Source organism: Candidatus Marsarchaeota archaeon (genome assembly GCA_023485295.1).
In the GTDB taxonomy this organism is placed as follows: domain Archaea; phylum Micrarchaeota; class Micrarchaeia; order Micrarchaeales; family Micrarchaeaceae; genus Micrarchaeum_A.
Map to the genome: position 1 here is coordinate 164,183 of JAMCZQ010000002.1, position 16,384 is coordinate 180,566.

Here is a 16,384-nt window from a genome sequence, read left to right on the forward strand (position 1 = left end):
ATCGCTCAGAAAACGCGCCTGCTCTCAAGCAGCTGCTGCACGCTTGTAAGCGGCGTCCCGTCTTTTTCAACTTCCTGCTCTGCTGGGAATTTTTCCATGTAATTTGGTATGTTTGCCTTTATCCTGTCTTCGTACGTCTCAATAAACTCGTTTTTGTAGAATACTCCCACAGGGATCTTGTCATCTGGCATGTATGCATTCTTTATTGCCTGCGTCATCTTTGCCATTGTTTCCGAGGGGTCGTGCACCTCAGGGTCGTCTTCCAGCTTGTATATCCTCTGCCTGAACCATTCGTTTGTATTTATGTCGTTGTAGGTTGGGCATGGCTGCAGTATGTCTATAAGGCCCATACCCTTGTGTTGCACTCCCTGCTTTATGAGCTCTTTCGTAAGGTTTGTGTCATACGCAAAGCTTCGCGCAACGAACGTATAACCTGATGCAACAGCAAGCGCTATCGGGTTTATCGGGCCGTTTATGTTCGGCTTCGGCAGCGCCTTTGTCTTCTCGCCCATTGGCATGGTAGGGGATGCCTGGCCTTTCGTGAGCCCGTATACCCTGTTGTCATGAACTATGATTGTCATGTCCGCGTTTCTCCTGCCTGCGCTTACGAAATGGCCTACGCCTATGCCGAAGGTGTCGCCGTCGCCAGCGTCTATTATCACCTTCATGCTGGGGTTTGCAAGCTTTATGCCTATCGCGAACGCCAAGGCCCTGCCGTGCAGAGTGTGCACCCCGGATATAGGGCCTGACACAAAGTGCGGAAGCTTTCCTGAGCACCCAATTCCTGACACTATCACCGCATCGGTGAAGTCAAGCTTCATTTCGCTTAAAGCGCTTTCCACTCCGCGCAATATGCCGAAATCGCCGCAACCCGGGCACCAATCATTGAACTCTAATTCTTCATTTGCCTCCATTCAAAACCACCTTCTTAACATCGCTATTTACAATCTGCTTCACTGCTTCCACAAGCTCGTCCATGGCCATGGGCCTGCCGTTCCACTTGAGTATGTAGTGCGTCGGCCTGATGCTTGTATTCTCTGTCATTATCTCAGCACCTTGCGCGTTGTAGTTGTTCTCTACTGCTATTATGCGCTTCTTGCCTGCAAGGGCCTTTGCTACGATCCCTGCAGGATATGGCGAAAACAGCCTTACCTGCACCATCTCTACGCTAATGCCATTCTTGCTTAGCGCTTCCATCGCATCCATCACTGCTCCTTTTGGCGATCCCCATGTAAGCAGCACGTTTTCGGCATTTCCAACAATCCTTACCTTGTGTGCGTCGTCTATGTATTTTTCAGCCAGCGCGGCCTTCTTTATCCTCTTTTCATACATCTTTGTCCTATTCATGCTGTCCTCAGTTATATGCCCGTACTCGTTGTGCTCGTCGCCAGTGTAATACATCTTCGCATGCCCTAAGAAAGCGCGCGGCGATGCACCGCTTTCGGTAAATTCAAAGCGCTTGTACTCTTCAGGCTCCTCCGGGAAGACTATGCTGCCCCTGTCTATCTTCATGCCCTTCGGCTGCATTGCTGCCTCATCGACTACCGCATATGCGTTTGCAAGTGTCTTTTCTATTATGTGTATGGTAGGCGTCTGGCATATCTCCGCAACATTCAAGGCAGTCACTGCGTCTTCGAAAATCTCGTTATGGTCCCCGGATGCGATTACTATGCGCGAGAATTCCCCGTGCCCTGCGTTTACTGCAAGCTTAAGGTCCGATTGGCCGCTTCTTGTGGGAAGCCCTGTTGCAGGGGATCCGCGCATGTAATAAGTGACTGTAACAGGTACCTCGTTCATTCCTGCCCAGCTTATGCCCTCGTTCATCAGCGAAAACCCCGGGCCTGATGTGGCTGTTGCAGCCCTGGCGCCAGTCAGAGCGGCGCCGTTCGCGGCGTTTATGGCCGCAAGCTCATCCTCGGTCTGCAGCACTACAACGCCGTTCTTTTCGTCAGAGCCTTCAAGGCTGAGGAACTGGTTTGCTTCTATGTATGTGCTCTCGTCGGAAGCCGGTGTTATCGGGTAATATGACTGGAACCTGAGCCCAGCATAAAGTTTGCCTATTGCAGATATGGTATTCCCGTCAAGCTGCACCCGGTGTCCGCTGCTTGGTATCTCCTTAAGGCTATACCCGTTTTGTGCTGAGCCAAAGCCTGCCTCTGCGGCAAGCTGGTTGAGCTTCAGGAACTTCTCATTTTTGCCGAATACTGCGCTTATCGCATCCATCAAGTATTTTTTGTCAAGGCCAAGTATTGCGAAGGAAGCCCCTGCGCAAAGCATGTTCCTGGCCTTCTCAGCAGTTACTGGGTCAAGCTTGAGCTCGTTAATTATGTTCTTCATAAGCGGGCCGTAATCGATGCCGATGCACTTCACGCCCTTTGAGCTTAGGTACTTTACAACGTCTCCCAGCGTGATGCCAAGCCCTGCGTCCTCCAATATCTTTGCCTGCCTTACGGCAAGTTCGCTTTCCATGGAGCGCACCTTGTCTATTGCAGCGGTTTCCAAAGCCTTGTCATATATGAAATAATCCTTTACTTCGTCAAAATGCTGGAATGCCGTTTCAGTATCGAATGTCGCCAGGATGTTGACCTTTGTTTCTATGCTATGCTGCGGCGAATCGCTAATGATCACATTGAAATAGCTGTGCCTGCCCTTTATGTTGGAAAAGTATTCCCTGCTCCCAAAAATGTAGTAGCCCGCCCTTGCTACGCCAGCGCCAAATATGTTTGCAGACGTGTCGACGCCAGTCCCCTGTGCGCCACCAATCATCCAACTAACTCTCATTAATTCACCGATACTAAATTGCAATAAACTTCTTTATTACTTTCGTAAGCGATTGCATTTTTGCACTGCAACCCTTAATTCCGGCGAATTTGTTGCAGGCGCAGTTGCAAAAGCATTAAATATTATGTTCGGCAAAAAGCAAGCTGCCGTGAATCAATATGGGACACAACGAAAAGGCAAAAATAAGGAAGGCGTCAAAGGCCCTGGCCGCATTCTATTGCGCGGAGATATTCAAAAAAGATATGAAGACGTACCTCGACACAGGCATTGTGCTTCAGGAAGAGCACGAAAAAAACAAGTCATCGCTTTTGAGCCTGATAAGGGAGGACGTAGAGAAAATTCAGGCAGGGCAGCTGGAAAGCACGCAGAACGAAGCCTCAACCGCATATTACGCATCATGGCTTCTGGAGATTTACGAGGTTCCGAAATCAAGCGAGACCATATCTGGCATAATGAAGAATGTGGAAGCGCATGTGAATGACAAGACAATGGCCCTGTATAAATACTGGATCAAAAAAATTAAGGCAGACATATCGAATCGCATGCTTATTTATGCCCTAAAGCGCGATGAGGACGCACTGCAGGACCTGACTAAGGACGCGCACGCTCTAAAGGAATTCAAGGCAGAAGTTTCCCGAATGCTCAGACGCTGACTGGTATACAAAAGCAATAAATAATAGCGTTTTTTATAGGGATTATGCCAACTCTAGAAGTTTCGAAAAGTTCCGAAACAAAATCGTATATATATGACGCGCTTGCGAATTCGTATTCGAGGGTTGCTTCAATGTTTCCAAAGAGCATGCTGCTCCTTTACGGCGATGCAGCCGCAAGCTTGTGCTGCGGCACTGAACTGAGTTCTGGCACGATGACGCTGCTGCTCCTGCCAAATATAACGACTGCCCAATTCAAATACACTCTGGCATCGGAAAAGGGGATTGTTGTGGAGAAGCCTGTAGACAGCCTATACAAGCTCTACGACTCTGTTAACGACATTGATATAGAGATAGGCATATCAAGCAGCAGACAGCAGCATATGAGCACTGATTTGTGGTCTGAACCTGTGCCACGACAATACGGCCCGCATTTCGCAGGCATACCATATAACGAACTTATGTCAAGGTCAAAGGGCCTTAGCGTGAATGGCAAGTCGGTCAATATGCCTGCAATATCGCACAATGTATCAATACTTTATGCATTATGGCGCCTCGATTCGGATGGCGATTACAAGGGCCAGCATACACGAGAAATAGTGCAGACATACAAGCACCACTACAACAGCATGGCGGGGCTTGAGGCAGTACCGCATTCGGCATTCGGCCATTACGGGTATTACTATTCAAAAAGCATGAAGTCCGATATATCGTGCATGCTCAGGGTATAGCCAGCGCAACGAACTTTTATTAATCCAGTGCAAGCCAATATAGAACAGGAAAGCAGCACTTCAGGTGGACCAAACGGACAAATTCAGGTTTTTGGTGTATTCGAGAGCCTTGCGGAGCATTGCAATAATATACATGACGCTGTCGTTCTCGCTTTACCTGCGCGCCCTAAAGGTTCCAATAATATATATAGGCATAGTTGCAGGCGCAACCATGCTTTTCGCGCTTTTCCTTACGATGGCGCTAGGCGTATTCGGCGACAGGCACGGCTACAAGAACGAGCTTATAATAGGCGAGATCGTTGCCACTGCAGGGGCGTTCCTCATAGCCTTAAGCCCAAATACCCCTTTAATAATGGCCGGCATGATTATAGCAGGCATAAGCAGCGGGGCAGGAGGCATGCGCGGCTCATTCTCCCCAGGCTCAAGCGCATTCATAGCAAGCATGTACAGGGATGAATCCGATAGGGTAAGGAAATTCTCCAGCCTTACAAGAGTTGCTGCACTGTTTTCAATACTCGGCAGCGTGATGTTCTCTTCTGTAACCCTGCTTTCGAAATACATCACGCAGCTAGAGGCATACCGCTACCTGTTCCTTGCTTCTTCCGTATTGCTGGCATTTTCGGTATTATGCCTGCTTGTGCTCAATGAGGCGCCAAGGGCAAGAAAGACTACTCGCATAATGAAGAGGTCAAGCATGCTGTACATACTGAGGGTCATAGTTGGCAATTCCCTGGGAGGAGTGGGCGTAGGCCTGGCCATACCTTTGCTGCCGCTGTGGTTTGCGCTGGTATACCACGCAACGCCGCTGCAGATAGGCGTAATATTTGCGATTTCGTACATAACGACAGCCATAGGCGCATCTTATTCTTCGCGCATATCAAAGCGCATTGGCGTTCTAAACACTGCTTCGCTTACAAGATCATTGAACGGCGTGCTGCTTGTGGCAATGGCATTCTCGCCGCTGCTGCCCATTGCAGGCATCATATACATTGCAAGGGCGTTCGTTGCAGGCTCAGGAAACCCAACACGATCCACAATTACCGTAAAAGGCATACACGAAGAAGATTACGGCACTGCAACCAGCGTGCAGGGCATAGCCACAAGGGCCTCGCAGCTAAGCTCTGCTGCAAGCGGCTATTTGATGGATTACGCGCTTCCCGCGCCGCTGCTCATAGGCGGCGTGTTCCAGTTCGCAAGCGGCATTGTCTACAAGCGCTTGCTGAAAGGCAGCTAATGCCTAATTGCAATGGCTATGGTTAGTTATTTAATTTATTCATGCCAATATGATAGCGGTGTTAGATGATGCAGGCTGCAGGCACTACAGGCATTCCAGAAGCAAAGCAGTTTTCTGAAGGGCAGCAGAGAGCAGTGAAAAAAAGCAGCAAGCGCATTTATGCAGCTGCAGTAATCATCATAATTGCCATAATCGCAATAGCAGCCCTATTCATGCAGGCGGGCAGGCCATCAGCCCCAAGGCCATCCAGTGTTGCCACCACATCGATAAACTCTTCAGCGCCTACTACGATATTCCAAACTACGACAATACCGCAGCATTACGCTGGGCTCAGCGGCTACATTAGCTGCATAGGTCCGTCATACAATGCCACTTCAGAGTTAAGGCAATTCGCCTATGCACCTATCTCTTCAAGCGGCACCCTTGGCGCATGGAGCACGCCTATTCAAGCACCTATAGCATTGCTCTACCCATCGTGTTTTTCCGCGTCGGGCAACTTTTACTGCATTAACGGATTCACGCAAAATTTCTCAAGCGAAATATTGTCTCTTTACATGCATGTGCCCGATACTTCTGGCACGCAAAACGCCACGACCCCATACCAATACTCGCCAATTCCGATCTGCACTTCCTATGAAAACATGGCATTCTGCATTTCTGCAAACACGTCTTCGGCATCCAGCCAGCAATACGTCTATGAGGCGAATGCAAGCGCTTCAGGCCTTTCCCAATGGAAGCAAGTTTCAAAGTATCCTGTCAGCAATTACGTTATTTCTGGATGCACAACATACTCCGGCAATATCTATTGCGTAGGCGGCTATGAAACAAATGCCTCTGGCGAAACGCGTTTCACGCAAAGCGTGTATTATTCCTCCATATACGCAAACGGATCTCTCACAAAATGGCGCCAGACCACCAGCTTCCCGATACCTATTACGCAAAGCAGCTGCACTGCTTACAACGGCTACCTATACTGCACAGGCAGCATGCTGAATTCCTCAATTTATTATTCAAAGATCAATCCCAACGGCTCGATACAGCCTTGGAATTCGGTTGCGTATCCGGCAGGGATAAAGTCCCCATCCTGCGGTGCGCTTGACGGTTACATATACTGCATGGGCGGAATAAATTCAACCTCTGCCTCTGTAAACTATACGTTTATCGCAAGGCTAAACAGCAATGGATCAATAGCCGGCTGGCAAAGGGCCCCAGAATTTCCGGCAGCCCCAGTCATGTACGCAAGTGCAGCTTGTGCCGTAAGCTAAATTAATCCGTTCCAGGGATTCCTTCGCTGCAAAACTTATGCATGCAAATACGCAAAATTGGTGTGAATGGCAGGCGTCAGTCAAGCAAGAAAATCAGCTTATATAGCGTTTGCAGCTGCGGTGCTGCTTGTGGCTGCATTCCTGGCAGTAATTGCATACGTCCATGTGCCCAGCAGCACAGCAAAAGCAACGACTTCCATACCAACAACGGTGCAGCAGCCAAACAGCACGCTTTCATACATCGCATGCTTGCAGCCGTCGTACGCGCACGCGGATTACGGCCTGTACTCTTACGCACCTGTGCGCCGCAACGGCACCCTTGGCGCATGGAGCAATGCATCACGCTTTCCAATACCTGTGCTTCAGACAAGCTGCGTAGCTGCTTCCGGAAGCCTTTACTGCATAAACGGCCTTTCGCAAAATGGCAGCGTATTGCAAATAGTAGCATCTTCCCCTCTTCCTCCAAGCGCGCTTTCGTTGCGCATAAGCTCGGAATATCCGGCATATGCTGCGCCCTCATGTGCATCTGATGGCAACGCGATATACTGCATCGGAGGCTTGTCTGGCGCATCAGGCACGCGCGAGCTGGCATACTTTGCCAATGCAACGCAAAGCGGGCTTTCGAGCTGGCAGAATGCCGCAGAATATCCGCTTAGTGGTTACACTAAGTACTCTTGCACGTATTATGCGTCAGCAATCTATTGCGTGGGGGGCATGCAACGCAGCTCTTCAGGTTCAGGCAATCTTTATTCCAATGCGGTTTATTATTCGCACATCGCAAAGAACGGCTTGCTGTCGGCGTGGTCAAAGGCGGAGAACTTTCCTGTCAGCACATACCAGAGCAGCTGCACAGCCTACAACGGCAGCCTGTTTTGCACCGCAGGCATAGTGCGCAGCGCAATCTACCGCGCAGGCATAAATGCCGCAGGCTCCATCTCGGAATGGTCTGCAACCGCATACGCTGCAAATATAATATCTCCTTCATGCAACGCCTTGGACGGCTACCTATACTGCACCGGCGGCATAAACGCGACAACCGGGTTCTTCGCAAACGCATCCTATGCAGCAAGGATCCTGCCAAACGGCACCCTTGGCGCATGGCATGCTGACAATCCGTTTCCTGTGAACTCTTCAAGAAACTATTTTACCTATTGCACGTCTGCTTAGGCATCGCCATACGCTACGCAAAACATGCACACAAGCCTTAAATAATACATTTGGGACTTTTACAGAATGGTGCAGATGAACTTAGACCAAATGAATGCCGGCATTTTTTTGCGCGGGATGCCGAAGGAATACATTGCGAATGCAAGCGCTGAAAGGGCCATATACGATGCGCTTGCTCACGACGAGGATTTTGCAAGGCTTTGCCACGGGCTTTATTCCAAAGGCTCTTACGAAAGCCTTTCAGAAGTGCTGAAGGGCGTGCTTGAGGCGGAATTCAGGAAGGAATTCAGCGACTTCATAATGGAAAGGCGCACTCCGGAATCCACAATCGGCATTGGCCAAAGGCTTCTTGCCACTGCGCACCTCGGATCAGCCATAAGCATGTTGGATGAAGGCAACCTTGACATTATAAAATGCTTCAAGAATGCCGAAGGCACGCTTGAAATAATGCGCGGGCTGTACGAAGAGCTTAAGAAAGGGCCATCTTCCTTGCGCAAGCAAAAGGACTGAAAAACGGAAGCCCTTAGCTTCCCTTGACAAGCGTGTAGATTGAGGGATCAGCGTTTCCGGAAAGCATCGCCTTAAGCGCGCCTGGCCTTGTTATGTTGAATATATAGCCCTCGGCGCCAGTAAGCCTGCACGTTTCATATAGCTTTGCAAGCTTTGTTGCCATGCCTCCGGTGACATCGACCCTGCTCTTCGAAGCGCCTGTATTCTGCAAGGCGCTGCCGATGTTCGAAGAATCTATAACTGCTATGTGCTTTGCGCTCTTGTCAATCTTGGGGTCTGCAGTAAACACGCCGTCAGTGTCAGATCCGTAAAGGATCTTCGAAGGCGTTATGCTGCGCGATATAAAATCAAAGACTGCTTCTGTCGAGGCTATTGATACACCTCTTTCCCTGTCGATGACCACATCCCCATGCACCACAGGTATGAAGCCCTTTTCAATGGCTTCGCTTATGTGGTCGCAGAAGCCCGCAAGCCCCGTGCCATCAGAAAACGAGAAATGGCCTGGCGAGAATGGGTAAAGCGGCAGCCCGAGCTTAAGCCCTTCGTTCACGAATATTGTATTGAGCTCCTTGGCAGTAAGGTGCGTTATTGCAGCACCAACCCTGCTGTCGCTGTATGCCAGCCCTTCATTTATCCTGTACTTCTTGGCGGGAACGTGCGCAAAAGAGCCGCTCCCATGCCCTATTATTACGTCAAATCCACCAGAGGCGTAAACATCCTTGAATTCCTGCAGCAGGCTAGCTATTGTGACAGGCCCGCTCGAGAGCGTGTTCGGCTTCGACAGGTCAGTTATGGCGCTTCCTCCTATCTTTATGAAATACAATCCCTTCATGCAATGCACTTGAGCGCAAGCACCTAGATCTGTGCAGCCTTAAGCGCTGACCCTTTAACTATCGCTGCAACAATATATAGATGTGCATCCGCTAAACGACAATTGTCAAATAGGCGTTACCTGAGCTTCTCTATCTTGTTCGCAATCTGCAGCAGCAGGTCCAATATGAGCCCTGCTATTATCGAAAGGAAGCCTATTGTAACCAGCATGAATGCTATGAGCGCCCTGCCGATCTCGTTGAGCGTCCCTGTGCTTAGGTAGTTTGCAATCACCAGGCCCCCAAGCACAATGCCAGCAATGACAAGCAGCACGCCTATGGTGCCAAATATAAGGAGAGGGCTGTAGTCCCTTGCAGCCCTTATTATGTGGCCGCCGACCCCAAGCCCGTACACGAATTTTGACCTTGAGAGCTTTGACTCGGTGCCCTTTGGCCGCGGATAGTATTTTATCGGAATGTCCTTTATGTCCTTGTAGCCTGCCTTCGATGCCTCAAGCACGAAGAAAAGCGTCCCTGCCCTGTACGGCACAACCTCCTTTATCGCTTCGAAGACCTCCCTTTTCATGGCAAAGATGCCAGACAGCGCATCGTGTATGCCTATTTTGTGCACAGCGTTGTAGACCTTTGTTATGTTCCTGTTTCCAAATGATATGTAGCTGTTCATTGCGCCGTTCCTCTTGCCGTTCAGCCTGTTGCCAAGCGCCATCGAAGCTTTGCCGCTCATTACAAGCCCTATAACCTTTGCAAGGTCTTCAGGATCGTATGTGCCGTCAGGGTCTATTGTTGCAAGCACCGCGCCCTTCGTATGCAGGAAGCCTTCAACCAGCGCATTTTCATAGCCTTTGCTCTGCTGCTCTACGAGCTTTATGCCCTTTGCCTTAAGCCTTTTCCTGTATTCCGCGCCGCTCTTGTCTATGACAATTATCTCGCATCCGGGCATCAGAGCCCTAATGCTGTCTATGGTTGCGAATGCGCCTTCCTCTTCTATTGTTGGCAGCACAACGCTGACATCGCTCCATTTCAACATTATCACTTAGATTTATGAATTGTTAAAACAGCTTAAATAGGTTTCTAAAACCCAAGCCATGAGATCCTTATAAGGCCTCCCCATATGCAAGCATGGCAAGGATGCCAGTCATGCATCATATCAAGCAATTTAAGATCTGCGTTTGATAAAGCATAAATATATAAATAGCGTATTTATCCTATCTGGTGGCATGGCAAACAATAGCCCAGCATCATTCTATACAGATTCTGATAGTGACAACTCTGACTCTGGCTATATACACGTTACTCCTTCTCACGATAACGAAGGGAAGCATGCCAATGCATATCCAAGCACAGCACCCACCCAAATCACAAATGATGAAGCTGATGAAGGCGCTGCCGAAGATGATGGCGGCCAGGTTACGATAAAAAGCCTTCACGACGAATGGGCAAAAACCGTCAAGCAGCAGAAACCCAATGGCGGCAAAGGCATAGCAGCTGCAGCAGTTGTTGTTGTATTGATACTGCTCTTGACATTTTTCCTGCTCTCTTTGCGCGCTTTGCCCACGCCGGCCAAATCATCCGTAAGCAGCGATTCTGTGATAATGGCTCTTGCATCGCACAATTCGACCAGCATAGGTTCTTTGTCAGGGCTAATGTTCAGCGCAGTAAACTCAACGCCTCAGATGAGTGTCGTATATTTTGGCAACATAACTGTCAACGCATCAAACCCGTCAGGAGTTGCATTCGCCTATAGCATACCGGTAGAGTATACGTACCAAAAATACGGGAATTCGACAAAAATCACAATAAAGTACATTACAGGCCGCAACAATGCGAGCAGCACCCAGGTCTATGTTTATAATGCGACTGCAGCGTATGCCTGCACTTCAGAAAGCGCAAATGCATCAAACGGCAGCGCTTCAGGCTACTACTGCGAGAAAAACGCAACCTACGCCCCGCAGGCTCCGATACTGGGATTCATTCGCGAGTTTGCCAACTTCTCAAATTACAGCGTAATCGGCACAGCACCAGCCTCATACAATAACCAGGAATGCTACATGTTTGGCAGTTCCGGCTCAATGCCTTCTTCGAAGCTTTCTGCAAGCTCGCCTTACGCTGCTGTGCTGCAGCAGCCTGGCACGCCAATAAACTACAGCGTAAACGCCTGTGCATCTTACCAGTATGGCATTCCACTGAACATAAGCCTTGCAATGTCTAGCGGCGTATCTCCGTACCTTAAAACTCTAAGCGTTGTTCTTTCCGCAAAATCAATACAGGCCCACAGCAATAGCACAGTATCTGCATTGCCTGAGCCTCTTGTGGGCCAGAGCACGCTCTTTGTGAGCCCCGCAGCCGTGCAGCAAATCGTCAAGCCTTATGCATATTCCGGCAGGTTCAAGGGCAGGCGCATAACATTCAACGGCACTGTAGACAATGTCGTTGTAAGCTTCAACAATTCAGCCATAGCCGGAAACATAACAAATTTCAGGACAAACAATCCAAAGTTCTCATGCCTGAACGGCACTGCATTGAACGTTTGGATTGCTCCAAACGGCTACCTTGGGCATTACGTAGTGCACAACAGCCACCAGGGCCAGCAATGCGCATACATAACAATGCTTTTCAACGAATAAGCCTATGGATAACAGGCAGGCGCGCATTGCCAGCGCCAAAGGCCCAGAAGCCGCGCATTTGTGCTGCCAGCAACCAAAAGATACTTATTTTATAATTCCAATATATAATAGATGAATAGGTGGTAGAATGAAGATAGCAATAATAGGCACAGGAAATGTTGCTAAGAGCCTTGGGGAGGCCTTATCAAAAAGCAACAACGAGATTGTATACGGCTCCAGGAAGCCGGAGGAGGCAAAGCAGAAGATGCCTAATGCAAACATCAAAAGCATAGAGGAGGCAGCCAGGGGCGCTGAGGTAATAGTCCTTGCCGTGCCTTACGAGGCGGCGAAAGATGCCATAAAGGAGATGAAGAAAGCCGAGGAAGGGAAAATACTGATAGACGTTTCAAATCCCATGGACAAGAACTGGAAGTGGGCAAAAGGCTTCAGCGAGTCTGCGGCTGAGGAGCTCGCCAAGCATGCCAAGGGCGCAAAGGTGGTAAAGGCTTTCAACACAGTCTTTGCCGAGAACATGAAGACCGGCCAGCTAGGGAACGAAAAGCTTGCCACATTCATAGCAGGCGATGACGAGCAGGCAAAGGCAACCGTGATGAACCTTGCCAGGAGCATTGGCATGGATCCAATAGACGTCGGCGCATTGGAGAAGGCACGCTACATAGAGCCAGCAGGGCTTCTGCTCATAGAACTTGGCTATGGCAAGAAGATGGGCACAGGCATAGGGCTCAAGCTCGTGAGGAGCCAGCCCTCAAGCCAATAATCAGCTTTTCCCAAACCAGCAGAGGAACGGCGCAAGGCCGCATATCCCTGCTTTTTTCAAAGCGCATTGACACGGCCTACGACGCAACGCGAGCCCTCTTGCAACCTTTAAATATATGGACATATCCCTATTAATACCATTCAATATTACAAAAGGTGTTGTTATGGGAATATCCAAGAACAAAGAATACAAGAACAATGAAGACGCAAAGGCCCAGGCTTCAGTACAATCGAAATTGCAACCGCAGGAGGAAACGAACAAGCATCTGCTCAGGGCGACAGAAGCCAATGCATCGGAGAATCAAACCAAGCGCAATAGCATTGACAAGCCGGCAGCCAAAGAGCGCACCAAGGCTAAAAAAATTGCTACAATTGCCGCTTCTGCCGCGGCGCTTATCATGCTCGGCATAGTGCCTTTTAATGCGGTTGCCGTACCTGCCGGAGTGCTCGGAACAGGAGCGGCTTTAGCCACAGACATAGGGCTTTTTGCGGTAGCAGCTGCAGCGGCTTTCGTAGCGTACGGTGCGCTTGTTTATGAAAAATTGTCAAAAAAGTCAGGGCAGAAGAAGGAGCCACAAGCATGAGCTTCTGCCTTGCACTCCAAAGATACGGCTGATTACAGGCTTATAATAACAATCAGTATTAACGCGACCACAATCATGTAAATGGCCGATAGTTTCATGAATTTCAGGATTCCTATGCCCCTTCCCTGCCTGTAGGCTATGAAGTTGGCTAGCGATGCTATCAGCGTGCCATTGCCTCCAACATTGACACCCCAGCCCAATGGCAGGAAGAGCGAGCTCTTCTGCAGCAGCACTGTTGCCGGCACATTGCTTATGAACTGCGATATGAGCAGCGCGTACAGGAACATGCCTAAGCTTCCTGAGGGGTGGATAGCAGGCAATATAGTGCTTGCTGAGTTTATCACCAGGAATATGAGCACGAAGGACATTATTAGGAAGAAGTCTATCCTGGTTATGGTATAAGCTTTTGACAAGCTTCTGGGCTTGAATGCAAGCATGAGCAGTACCGAAGCTGCGGAGAGCGCGAGGAACGCCGATGCGCCGAGGCCTGCAAGGAAGCACCCTACGTCAACCACGAAAAGCAGCAGCGAGGAGTAGAACAGGGTTTTCCCGTAAGCCTTTGGCGTGCTGCCAGATATGCGCCTGCTATCCTTGCCTATCATGAGCGTGAAGACCAGCAGCACAGCCATCGACACTGCAAATGCCGGGGCCATCGCATACAGGAATCCGGCAGCCGAAAGCGCATAGTGCCTGAACATTATTATGTTCTGCGGGTTCCCGAAAGGCGTCAGCATGGATCCTACGTTCGCGCTTATCGCCTGCAGAACGATTATGCCGCTGAGGTTCCTGCCGGACAGCCTTCCCATGCTTACCGTGAGCGGAACGAGAACTATAAGCGAAGCGTCGTTCGTTATGAACATCGACAATACAACGGTAACTATGACAGAAAACACGTAGAGGTTCCTGACGCTGCCTACTTTAGAAAGCACCATGCCCGCAACGAAGTCTATGCCGCCAGAAACAAGCAGGCCGGTGTTTATTATTATGAACGAGGCTATTATCGCGACAGTGTTCCATTCGACAAGCCCTGCATTGAGGAAATGCACGTTGTAGGCGAGAAGCAGCAAGTAAGCTACCAGCAATGCGAAGAATATCGGCTCCTTCTTCACAAGGGAGTACAATTGCTTGAGCATGCTCCACCCTATGCAGCCATTGCGCCAGAAGCGCCGCATTACATATAATTGGGCATTGGGATATAAACCATTCCATTCCGGATTATGCCTCCGCACCCTGCCTGCCTGCAAGTACGGAAGACATTATATCCGAATAGCTCTCTTGCAGCTTGGAGTAGTCTGCCCCGTGGATCCTGTAGTACTCCTCAGTCGGCACCGACTTGTTCGCCTCTATCTCCCCTCTTATGCCCATCTTTGCATAAAGGCTTTCTACAGCCCCCTTAGAAGGCCCCTCTATCTCCATGCTGTACTCCAGCATGGGGAACTTGTCCAGCTCTATGGTGAATTCTCCAAGCGAATACTCTTCCCTATAATTCTCGAAGTAATCCACAAACGCATCGGGGATTAGCCTGTGCACTATTCCAGCAGCCTTCTCGAAATCCGAAACCTCGACCTCGTATTCGAGCCTTCCCTCTATGCTCCTGCCTTTTTGCTCCTTGAGCGTTATTGTCGATTTGCTTCCGTCGGTCCTTACCCTTATCCATTTGGTGTAGTATTCTGCGCCAGCGCCTTCCAATGGCTCCTTTATCTGGAAGTTGAACCTGCGGAACTGGTGCCTTCCCAAGAGTTTGGCTCCCATGCCAATGATCCTTTTTCTAACCTCTTCAGGATCAACGCCATAAACAGGCAATTCTATCTCTTTTGCCATATCGCATTACCCAAAGCTTTATTTATGTGCTCTTTTGTTTACGACAGCTTAAAAGCCTTTCAGATGTCTTATTCAATACAACAAGCAGCTTGCCCTAAATATAAGCATTGTGGCAAAAATCCCAACGCTGAAATTACATTATTTTTCAGCCCTTCGCCCCTTTCTTCAGCTCTTTCAGCAGCATATTTGCCGCAACCTCATAACTGGGAAGGCTTTTAGCAAGAGGCTTCAAATCAGAATCCCACAGGGGCCCAATTTCTTTTATCCTTCCCTCTAAATTATCCAAGGAAAAAATTGCATGATCATGCTCAATCTTTTTGCGGGCCAATCCCATATCCCTTCTCCCTATACACTTTTTTATCCCGTCTAGCAATAATTTCTCAACATATTTCATAATTAACTATGTTATTGCTAAACATATCCATGCTTTTCTTGTTATTGCTCCAGTATTTAGCATATCTTCTTTCAACAGCTTAAAAGGCTTTCAGAATACGCCGCTTTCATGAATTCTTTTTTCCACGAAATCGCTTACATAGGAAAAGTCCTCGAGCTTGTGCTGCACCATGGGCTCGAGGCTCTTCCAAGCCCTTTCTATACTATCAATAGCTTTGCCAAATCCTTCGATGCTTGGCTCTATATTTACTTCAGAAAGCTTTTTATGAAGCAAATCCCTGTCTATGCGCGTATTCTTTCCCATAAAGAAGTAAAGATCGTACAGGTCGCGTTCCCTATGCTTGCGTTTCAGCGACATGAGCGCGCGAATTTTCTCAGCAAGTATCTCTTCCCGTTTCATTACCAGCGCTACATACGGCCTTGCATCCGCATAAGCCGGGTTCCTTGGCATCGCTTCACTGCCTAGGTAAAGCTTTTTTGCTGTCGAAATCTCGAAGCGTATTTGCTGCACTGTGCTCGCTTTTCCATTGAATTTGGGCCCTTCGACCAATATTACGGCTTCAACAGTCTTAAAATCGTTAATATGCGGCTCCTCTTTATAGCTGTGTTGGTACTCAAGCCTTTCTACAGCATCCCTTATTATTGACTTGGCAAATTCTTCTTGGTTTGCTACTTTTTCAGAAAGCGTAAAATCAAGGTCTTCGGAGAACCTGTCAGAGTTGTAGAATTTTGCAAAGGCTGTACCTCCCTTGAGCACCATCTCATTCGAGGAATTTGCATATATGTTGTAGAGAAGCAGATCCTGGAGGTAGTCCTTTTCGACTTGGTAAGGGTCATTGTATGTCTTGTACTCTGCCAAGGCCTCTTTTGTAATCATAGGATCCTCTCTTCAATCTTTTCAAGAAGCTTTTCTATGCGCTTCACAAGGCTCTTTCTTCCTGCAAGCTCGGCAAAACCAACAAGCTTTTCCCTGCTTATCGCCTTGCTTTCCATTGCCTCCTCGGCATATTCCTCGAATCTTCCGAGGTAAAGCATGTC

General features: G+C 48.9%; 17 protein-coding genes. 9 read left to right on the plus strand and 8 right to left on the minus strand.

The features are described from left to right. Positions 1–5 precede the first annotated feature (5 nt). The gene (locus M1125_01405) at positions 6–914 is read right to left on the minus strand and encodes a thiamine pyrophosphate-dependent enzyme (protein ID MCL5404480.1); all 909 of its coding nucleotides are present in this window, start codon (positions 912–914) and stop codon (positions 6–8) included. After that, entirely contained in the window at positions 901–2,781 is a 1,881-nt protein-coding gene (locus tag M1125_01410) for a 2-oxoacid:acceptor oxidoreductase subunit alpha (GenBank protein ID MCL5404481.1), read from the minus strand. Before M1125_01410 ends, M1125_01405 begins: the two co-directional genes overlap by 14 nt. A gap of 158 nt (positions 2,782–2,939) precedes the next feature. Here M1125_01410 and M1125_01415 point away from each other — a divergent pair, with 158 nt between their 5' ends. From M1125_01415 to M1125_01440, 6 genes are all read left to right on the plus strand, one after another. Continuing rightward, positions 2,940–3,434, plus strand: a complete 495-nt coding sequence (locus M1125_01415) for a hypothetical protein (protein MCL5404482.1) — start codon at positions 2,940–2,942, stop codon at positions 3,432–3,434. A gap of 44 nt (positions 3,435–3,478) precedes the next feature. Then, the gene (locus M1125_01420; GenBank protein MCL5404483.1) at positions 3,479–4,162 is read left to right on the plus strand and encodes a hypothetical protein; all 684 of its coding nucleotides are present in this window, start codon (positions 3,479–3,481) and stop codon (positions 4,160–4,162) included. A gap of 64 nt (positions 4,163–4,226) precedes the next feature. Then, complete coding sequence (locus M1125_01425; protein ID MCL5404484.1) at positions 4,227–5,396, plus strand: MFS transporter; 1,170 nt, start codon at positions 4,227–4,229, stop codon at positions 5,394–5,396. Between the two features lie 65 nt (positions 5,397–5,461). Beyond that, positions 5,462–6,661 (plus strand): hypothetical protein, encoded by a 1,200-nt coding sequence (locus M1125_01430; GenBank protein ID MCL5404485.1) that lies wholly within the window; start codon positions 5,462–5,464, stop codon positions 6,659–6,661. 66 nt (positions 6,662–6,727) lie between these two features. After that, a complete protein-coding gene (locus M1125_01435; GenBank protein MCL5404486.1) occupies positions 6,728–7,828 on the plus strand; it encodes a hypothetical protein in 1,101 nt (366 codons plus the stop codon). A gap of 75 nt (positions 7,829–7,903) precedes the next feature. After that, on the plus strand, positions 7,904–8,338 hold the full coding sequence (locus M1125_01440; protein MCL5404487.1) for a hypothetical protein: 435 nt from the start codon (positions 7,904–7,906) through the stop codon (positions 8,336–8,338). A gap of 13 nt (positions 8,339–8,351) precedes the next feature. Here the strand turns inward: M1125_01440 and M1125_01445 are convergent, their stop codons facing one another. Together M1125_01445 and M1125_01450 are read right to left on the minus strand one after the other, a co-directional pair. Beyond that, positions 8,352–9,170, minus strand: a complete 819-nt coding sequence (locus M1125_01445) for an isopentenyl phosphate kinase (GenBank protein MCL5404488.1) — start codon at positions 9,168–9,170, stop codon at positions 8,352–8,354. Between the two features lie 116 nt (positions 9,171–9,286). Continuing rightward, entirely contained in the window at positions 9,287–10,192 is a 906-nt protein-coding gene (locus M1125_01450) for a glycosyltransferase (GenBank protein ID MCL5404489.1), read from the minus strand. Between the two features lie 193 nt (positions 10,193–10,385). Between M1125_01450 and M1125_01455 the strand changes: the two genes are divergently transcribed. From M1125_01455 to M1125_01465, 3 genes are all read left to right on the plus strand, one after another. Beyond that, on the plus strand, positions 10,386–11,792 hold the full coding sequence (locus M1125_01455; GenBank protein MCL5404490.1) for a hypothetical protein: 1,407 nt from the start codon (positions 10,386–10,388) through the stop codon (positions 11,790–11,792). A gap of 127 nt (positions 11,793–11,919) precedes the next feature. Further along, positions 11,920–12,549 (plus strand): NADPH-dependent F420 reductase, encoded by a 630-nt coding sequence (locus M1125_01460; protein MCL5404491.1) that lies wholly within the window; start codon positions 11,920–11,922, stop codon positions 12,547–12,549. 163 nt (positions 12,550–12,712) lie between these two features. Next, positions 12,713–13,132: a hypothetical protein gene (locus M1125_01465; protein MCL5404492.1), complete on the plus strand. Its 420-nt coding sequence runs from the start codon at positions 12,713–12,715 to the stop codon at positions 13,130–13,132. A 32-nt stretch (positions 13,133–13,164) separates the two neighbouring features. Here M1125_01465 and M1125_01470 read toward each other — a convergent pair whose 3' ends face one another. From M1125_01470 to M1125_01485, 4 genes are all read right to left on the minus strand, one after another. After that, entirely contained in the window at positions 13,165–14,265 is a 1,101-nt protein-coding gene (locus M1125_01470; GenBank protein ID MCL5404493.1) for an SLC13 family permease, read from the minus strand. Positions 14,266–14,347: 82 nt separating this feature from the next. Further along, the gene (locus tag M1125_01475; protein ID MCL5404494.1) at positions 14,348–14,953 is read right to left on the minus strand and encodes a CYTH domain-containing protein; all 606 of its coding nucleotides are present in this window, start codon (positions 14,951–14,953) and stop codon (positions 14,348–14,350) included. 145 nt (positions 14,954–15,098) lie between these two features. Then, positions 15,099–15,347, minus strand: coding sequence for a hypothetical protein (locus M1125_01480; GenBank protein MCL5404495.1), 249 nt, complete (start codon positions 15,345–15,347; stop codon positions 15,099–15,101). A gap of 90 nt (positions 15,348–15,437) precedes the next feature. Next, positions 15,438–16,223 carry a nucleotidyl transferase AbiEii/AbiGii toxin family protein gene (locus M1125_01485; GenBank protein ID MCL5404496.1) on the minus strand — a complete coding sequence of 262 codons (786 nt, stop codon included), beginning with the start codon at positions 16,221–16,223 and terminating at the stop codon, positions 15,438–15,440. Between the last annotated feature and the right edge of the window lie 161 nt (positions 16,224–16,384).